Raw genomic sequence first — 6,261 nt, forward strand, 5'->3', positions numbered from 1 at the left:
TTTTAAGCAAAATTCTTTGCTTTCTAATTAGTTATAGATTTTGAATGCATCATCGTCGTTTTTACCAACGAAAGGCATTGCTTTACGCAATTCTGCACCAACTTTTTCAATTTCAAGGTTAGCTGCTTGTTCACGGTAAGCAGTCAATTTTGGACGTCCAGCTTTATAGTCATTTACAAAGTCATTTGCAAATTTACCATTTTGGATGTCTGCCAAGACAGCTTTCATGTTTTCTTTAACTTGCTCAGTAATCACACGTGGACCTGATACATAGTCACCGTATTCAGCAGTGTTTGAAATAGATTGACGCATTTTCTTGAATCCACCTTCATAGATCAAGTCAACGATCAATTTCATTTCGTGAAGAACTTCAAAGTAAGCCAATTCTGGAGCGTAACCTGCTTCTGTCAAGACTTCGAAACCTGCTTCGATAAGGGCAGTCAAACCACCACAAAGTACAGCTTGTTCACCAAACAAATCTTCTTCAGTTTCTTCTTTGTATGTTGTTTCAAGAAGACCTACACGAGCTGCTCCAACACCTTTACACCAGTCCATAGCAATGTTTTTCGCATTTCCTGTTGCATCTTGGTATACTGCGTAAAGAGCTGGTACACCAAATCCTTCTTCGTAAGTACGGCGTACCAAGTGCCCTGGTCCTTTAGGAGCACACATAAAGACATCTACATCCGCAGGAACTTTGATAAATTCGAAGTGAATGTTGAAACCATGAGCAAATCCAACTGCATTCCCAGCTTCCAAGTTTGGAGCGATTTCTGCTTCGTACAATTCTTGTTGGATTTCGTCTGGTGCCAAAATCATGATAACATCAGCCAATTTAGTTGCTTCTGCTACTGTGTAAGTGTCAAATCCATCTTCTTTTGCTTTGTCAAAAGATTTACCTGGACGTACACCGATGATGACATCGCGACCTGAGTCACGCAAGTTTTGAGCATGCGCATGTCCTTGTGAACCATAACCGATAACGGCGATTTTTTTACCGTCAAGTGCTGCTACTTTAACATCTTTTTCGTATTCCATTTGAACTGCCATAGTTTTTCTCTCTTTTCTATCATTTATTGCCTTTTAGGCTGGTTTAACAAATTTAAGTTGGATTTTTAGTCACGGGTAAATCCAGTTGCACCCGTTCGAGCAATATTGCGAATACCGTATGGTCGAATGACTCGTAATAGAGCTTCACTCTTTTCAGCATTTCCTGTCATCTGAATGGTAATCGAGCTTGGCGCTACGTCTACCACTGTTGCACGGAAAGGTTGAATAATCGCTAGAATCTCAGCTCGCTTCTCAGCTGGCGCTGACATCTTAACCAAAATCACCTCGCGCTCCAAATGAGGCTTGTCTGTAATATCACGAATGCGAATCACATCAATCTGACGATTGAGTTGCTTGATAATTTGCTCCACTTCATCATGAGAAGCAACATCAATAATAATGGTGATACGCGATACATTCGGATCTTCTGTTGCTCCAACAGAGATGCTTTCAATATTAACCTGACGACGAGATAAGACACCTGTAAAGCGATTGAGGACTCCTGAACGATTTTGTAGTTTTGCTGTTAACATTCTACGCATGGAACTTCACCCCCAACATCTCATGATTACTCTTACCAGCCGGTACCATTGGTAACACCTGTTCCTTACGAGAAATATCTACCTCAATTAGCATAGGAACATGCTCAGTGATGACTTCAAGGTCTTGAGCCAAGGTCTCAGGATTGTCAAACTTATAGTTTTTAATACCATAAGCCTGCGCCATCAATTGGAAATCAGGAAGGGTATCAAAGACCGACTCTGATGTTCTTCCTTCATAGAAGGATTCCTGCCACTGGCGAACCATTCCAAGTGAATGATTGTTCAGCATAACCACCTTGATTGGCACCTTGTAAATATTCAAAATAGCCAACTCCTGGTTGGTCATTTGGAAACCACCATCCCCAACAAACAAGACTACTTCCTTATCTGGGTTAGCAATTTTAGCCCCGATTGCTGCTGGAATTCCGAATCCCATGGTTCCTAAACCACCTGAAGTCACTAACTGACGTTCATTTTGGTAGGGATAATACTGGGCTGTCCACATTTGGTGTTGACCAACATCTGTTACCACAATGGCATCTCCATTCGTCAATTCACCAATGCGTTCAATAACTGCTTGCGGTTGAACCACACGCTCTTTCTTATCATAAGAACGAACACGGTTCTTGTCTTTAGTAACTTTCTCAATCCATTTCTCAGTATTGTTATGAACTGTCGGTTCTGCTAGCAACATTTGCAAGGCTTTCTTAGCATCTCCAACTACAGGAATATCTGCACTGATAATCTTGCCAATCTCGGCTGGGTCAATATCAATATGGGCAACCTTAGAATTCTTAGCAAAAGTCTTTGGATTTCCTGTCAAACGGTCATCAAAACGAGAGCCAATACTAATCATAAAGTCCGTCTCTGTCATTGCAATATTCGCTGCGAAAGAACCGTGCATCCCCCCCATTCCAAGGAAGAGTGGGTGAGTCGTTGCAATTGTTCCTTGACCTAAGAGAGTTGTTACGACTGGAATTTGATAGCGTTCTGCAAATTCATTTAATTCTGCCGCAGCCTCAGCATAACTAATTCCACCACCAGCTAACAAGACTGGCTTTTTAGCCTTGGACAATTGCTTCAAGATTTTCTTGATTTGCATATCATTTGGTTCAAGAGTCGGCTGATAGCTTGGTAGGTTCACTTCTGGTGAATAAATGAAGTCTGTTTCTAAAGCAGATACGTCTTTAGGTAGGTCAATGACGACTGGCCCTGGACGGCCTGTAGTCGCGATATGGACAGCTTCCGTGATGATACGCGGAATATCAGCTGTCTCACGAACTTGGTAATTGTACTTAGTGATTGGCATGGTAATTCCCACGATGTCTGCCTCCTGAAAGGCATCCTTCCCAATCCCTGCTCGCCCTACCTGACCTGTAAAGACCAAAAGGGGAACACTATCGCTCATGGCATCCGCAATCCCTGTAATGGCATTTGTTGCTCCCGGTCCGCTAGTAACGACGGCAACACCCAACTTTCCAGTTGATTTAGCATAACCTTCAGCTTCATGCAGACAACCTTGCTCATGGCGTCCTAGAATGTGGTGAATACCTTTAAAATTATATATCGCATCATAAAAAGGCAAGACTGCACCACCAGGATAACCAAAGATGGTATCAATTCCTAAATCACGAAGTGTTTCCAAAACTAGGTCCGAACCCGTCTTAGGAGATTCTAAACTGATTTTCTCCATTGTTCCCCTTTCTTTCCTCTTAAAAATAACTTGTTACTATCATACCATTTTTTTAAAAATTTTCAAGAGAAAAGAAGAAATTTTCTGAATTTTCTATTTTAACGTTTATTTATGAATGTTATTTTTGTTTTTATTAAAAAGATACCGTTTTCATTTACTAAAAAAGAAAAAAGAACTGATTTCTCAGTCCTTCATTAATCGGCTCTTATTCCACACTAAATAGATAGGGGTAAACAGGTTGTTGACCTTGGTGGATTTCAACTTCAAGATCCTCAAATTCTTCTGCGATTTCTTGAGCGATTTCATTGGCAAGTTCTTCGCTTCCGTCTTCACCGACATAGAAGGTTACGATTTCACTGTCTTCATCCAACATATGTTTCAAAGTTTCTGCCAAGGTTTGGTGCATGTCAGGGTTTGACACGAGGATTTTCCCATCCACCATACCTAGATTATCGTTTTCATGGATTTCTAAACCATCGATCGTTGTATCACGCACGGCTGTTGTGACGCTTCCGCTAACGACATCGCTAAGAGCAGCTGTCATACGCTCTTGGTTTTCTTCAATGGACTTGCTTGAATCAAAGGCAAGAAGACTTGTCAAACCTTGAGGAAGAGTGCGAGCCTCTACCACTACTGCTGGTTGCTCCAAAACTTCTGCCGCAGATTGAGCTGCCATGAAGATATTCTTGTTATTTGGCAGGAAGATGATGTTACGGGCATTGACCTGTTCAACAGCCTTGATAAAGTCTTCTGTTGAAGGGTTCATGGTTTGACCGCCTTCGATAACATAATCCACACCTTGAGAACGGAAGATATCTGCTAGACCTTTACCAGCCACCACAGCAATCAAAGCATACTCTTTTTCTTCAGCTGGCTTGCTAACTTGGGCAGTTTCTTTCTCAATCTGTGCTTCGTGTTGGTTACGCATATTGTCAACTTTTACCTTGACCAAGCTACCATATTTTAGACCTTCTTGCATGACAAGTCCTGGATCTTCTGTATGGACATGGACTTTGACGATTTCATCATCATTGACAACGAGGAGAGAATCTCCAAGTTCATTCAAGTAGTTACGGAATTCATCGTAGTCAAAATCTTTGGCATAGGTTGGACCTTGCTTAAGAGCTACCATGATTTCAGTACAGTAACCAAAGTTGATATCCTCAGTCGCCACATGACCAGCCACAGACTTGTGGTGCTCTGCATTGATCATTTCACTCATATTGGCAGGAGTCGCTACAAAGTCCTCAGATGCAATATATTCACCAGTAAGGGCAGAAAGGAAACCTTCGTAGATAAAGACCAATCCTTGACCACCTGAGTCCACAACGCCAACTTCCTTCAATACTGGAAGCATGTCTGGCGTTTTAGTTAGAGCTGTTTTAGCACCTTCCAAGGCTGCGCGCATGGCTTCAACAGCATCATCTGTTTGCTCAGCTTTTTTCTTAGCACCGATAGCAGCCCCACGAGAAACTGTCAAAATCGTTCCTTCAACTGGTTTCATCACTGCCTTATAGGCAACTTCAACACCTGATTGGAAGGCAAGGGCCAAGTCTTGACCTGTTAACTCGTCTTTATCCTTGATGGCTTGTGAAAATCCACGGAAAAGCTGAGACATAATAACTCCTGAGTTCCCACGCGCACCCATCAAAAGCCCTTTAGCAAGAATGCTCGCTACCTCTCCAACTGTAGAAGCTGGCTTGTCTGCAACTTCTTTAGCTCCATTTTCGATGGTCATCCCCATGTTTGTTCCAGTATCTCCATCTGGAACAGGGAAGACGTTTAATGAATTGACATATTCAGCTTGCTTATTCAAGCGAGTTGATGCAGCCTGCACCATTTCTTGAAATAAGCTAGTAGTAATTTTTGACACGGTTATTCTCCTACAACTTTGATATTTTGAATGTAGACATTTACAGTCTGAGCAGTAATTCCAAGCTGGTTTTCCAAGCTAAAGGCAACACGCTCTTGAATGTTTTTTGACACTTCACTAATCTTTGTTCCGTAGCTTAACACGGTATACACATCAACTGCAATGCTTCCATCTTCGGCTGCCTTTACGACGACACCTTTGGAATAATTTTCCTTACCTAGAAGGGCTTGGAAATTATCTTTGAGGGCATTTTTACTAGCCATACCGACCACACCAAAAATTTCAGTTGCTGCTCCACCTACGACGGTTGCAATCACTTCATCTGTTAGTTCGATTTGACCATCTTTTGTATTAATTTTTACAGTCATCCTTTTTACCTCAACTAGTTGATACTCTATTTTATCATATTTCAGCCCAAGTGTAAAAGCAGAATACTGTATCAGCGGATATTTACTCTGCTTTTAAAATGATTTTTTCACTATGTCAAAAGAAAAAGACCCTGAGGTCTCCTTGCTTTTATTATTAAACGCGTTCAACTTTACCTGATTTCAAAGCGCGAGCTGAAGCCCAAACTTTTTTAGGTTTACCATCGATAAGAACAGTAACTTTTTGAAGGTTTGGTTTTACGGCACGTTTTGTTTGGTTCATCGCGTGTGAACGGTTGTTTCCTGATACAGTCTTACGACCTGTAAAGTAACATACTTTAGCCATTGTGTTTTCCTCCTATTAAATCTAATATAGCGGATGTGCTAGCACTACATACGGTACTATGTTATCACACTTTCTTCATTTTTGCAAGGGAATTGGAAGATTTTTTTATTTATTGTGATTCGAATGTGATATGAAAGTTCTATAATGAAGTTAGCCACCCAGCCCTCCTAAAAATTAGATGGTTCAACTAGCTTATAGCTAGCCCTCGATTTCATTTGATAAGAGGCTTGATGCTGTTAGGCTGACAAGCCAAGGCTAAGATTAGCCTTGGTTTAGCTGACAAAACTGCTTCAAGGGTTCCTCTTGTCAAATGAAAGCTCTTCTAGGCATAAGAAAACACCTCTGTGTTATACTTGTTGTTCAATCACAAACACAAGAAAGGCACAGAGATG

6 protein-coding genes are annotated in these 6,261 nt (G+C 41.3%); all 6 read right to left on the reverse strand.

Annotated features, from left to right (window positions below; all coding sequences use genetic code 11):
* Positions 1-27: 27 nt before the first annotated feature.
* The 6 genes from ilvC to rpmB all read right to left on the reverse strand — a co-directional run bounded on the left by ilvC (position 28) and on the right by rpmB (position 5,869).
* Positions 28-1,050, reverse strand: coding sequence for a ketol-acid reductoisomerase (gene ilvC, locus HT719_RS02000; RefSeq protein WP_000290683.1), 1,023 nt, complete (start codon positions 1,048-1,050; stop codon positions 28-30).
* 65 nt (positions 1,051-1,115) lie between these two features.
* Entirely contained in the window at positions 1,116-1,592 is a 477-nt protein-coding gene (gene ilvN / locus HT719_RS02005; protein ID WP_001253803.1) for an acetolactate synthase small subunit, read from the reverse strand.
* The gene (locus HT719_RS02010) at positions 1,585-3,285 is read right to left on the reverse strand and encodes an acetolactate synthase large subunit (protein ID WP_000411733.1); all 1,701 of its coding nucleotides are present in this window, start codon (positions 3,283-3,285) and stop codon (positions 1,585-1,587) included. Before HT719_RS02010 ends, ilvN begins: the two co-directional genes overlap by 8 nt.
* Positions 3,286-3,490: 205 nt before the next feature.
* Positions 3,491-5,158 (reverse strand): DAK2 domain-containing protein, encoded by a 1,668-nt coding sequence (locus tag HT719_RS02015; RefSeq protein ID WP_172928071.1) that lies wholly within the window; start codon positions 5,156-5,158, stop codon positions 3,491-3,493.
* 2 nt (positions 5,159-5,160) lie between these two features.
* Positions 5,161-5,526 (reverse strand): Asp23/Gls24 family envelope stress response protein, encoded by a 366-nt coding sequence (locus HT719_RS02020; RefSeq protein WP_000216436.1) that lies wholly within the window; start codon positions 5,524-5,526, stop codon positions 5,161-5,163.
* Between the two features lie 154 nt (positions 5,527-5,680).
* Positions 5,681-5,869 (reverse strand): 50S ribosomal protein L28, encoded by a 189-nt coding sequence (gene rpmB, locus HT719_RS02025; protein ID WP_001140948.1) that lies wholly within the window; start codon positions 5,867-5,869, stop codon positions 5,681-5,683.
* Positions 5,870-6,261 lie beyond the last annotated feature (392 nt).

It is taken from the genome of Streptococcus sp. k-378, from assembly GCF_013277505.1.
Classification (GTDB): Bacteria; Bacillota; Bacilli; order Lactobacillales; family Streptococcaceae; genus Streptococcus; species Streptococcus pseudopneumoniae.

Bases quoted from the DNA above. Each gene is read 5' to 3' on its own strand.
- ilvC (WP_000290683.1), bottom strand. From the start codon at position 1,050: ATGGCAGTTCAAATGGAATACGAAAAAGATGTTAAAGTAGCAGCACTT.
- ilvN (WP_001253803.1), bottom strand. From the start codon at position 1,592: ATGCGTAGAATGTTAACAGCAAAACTACAAAATCGTTCAGGAGTCCTC.
- HT719_RS02010 (WP_000411733.1), bottom strand. From the start codon at position 3,285: ATGGAGAAAATCAGTTTAGAATCTCCTAAGACGGGTTCGGACCTAGTT.
- HT719_RS02020 (WP_000216436.1), bottom strand. From the start codon at position 5,526: ATGACTGTAAAAATTAATACAAAAGATGGTCAAATCGAACTAACAGAT.
- rpmB (WP_001140948.1), bottom strand. From the start codon at position 5,869: ATGGCTAAAGTATGTTACTTTACAGGTCGTAAGACTGTATCAGGAAAC.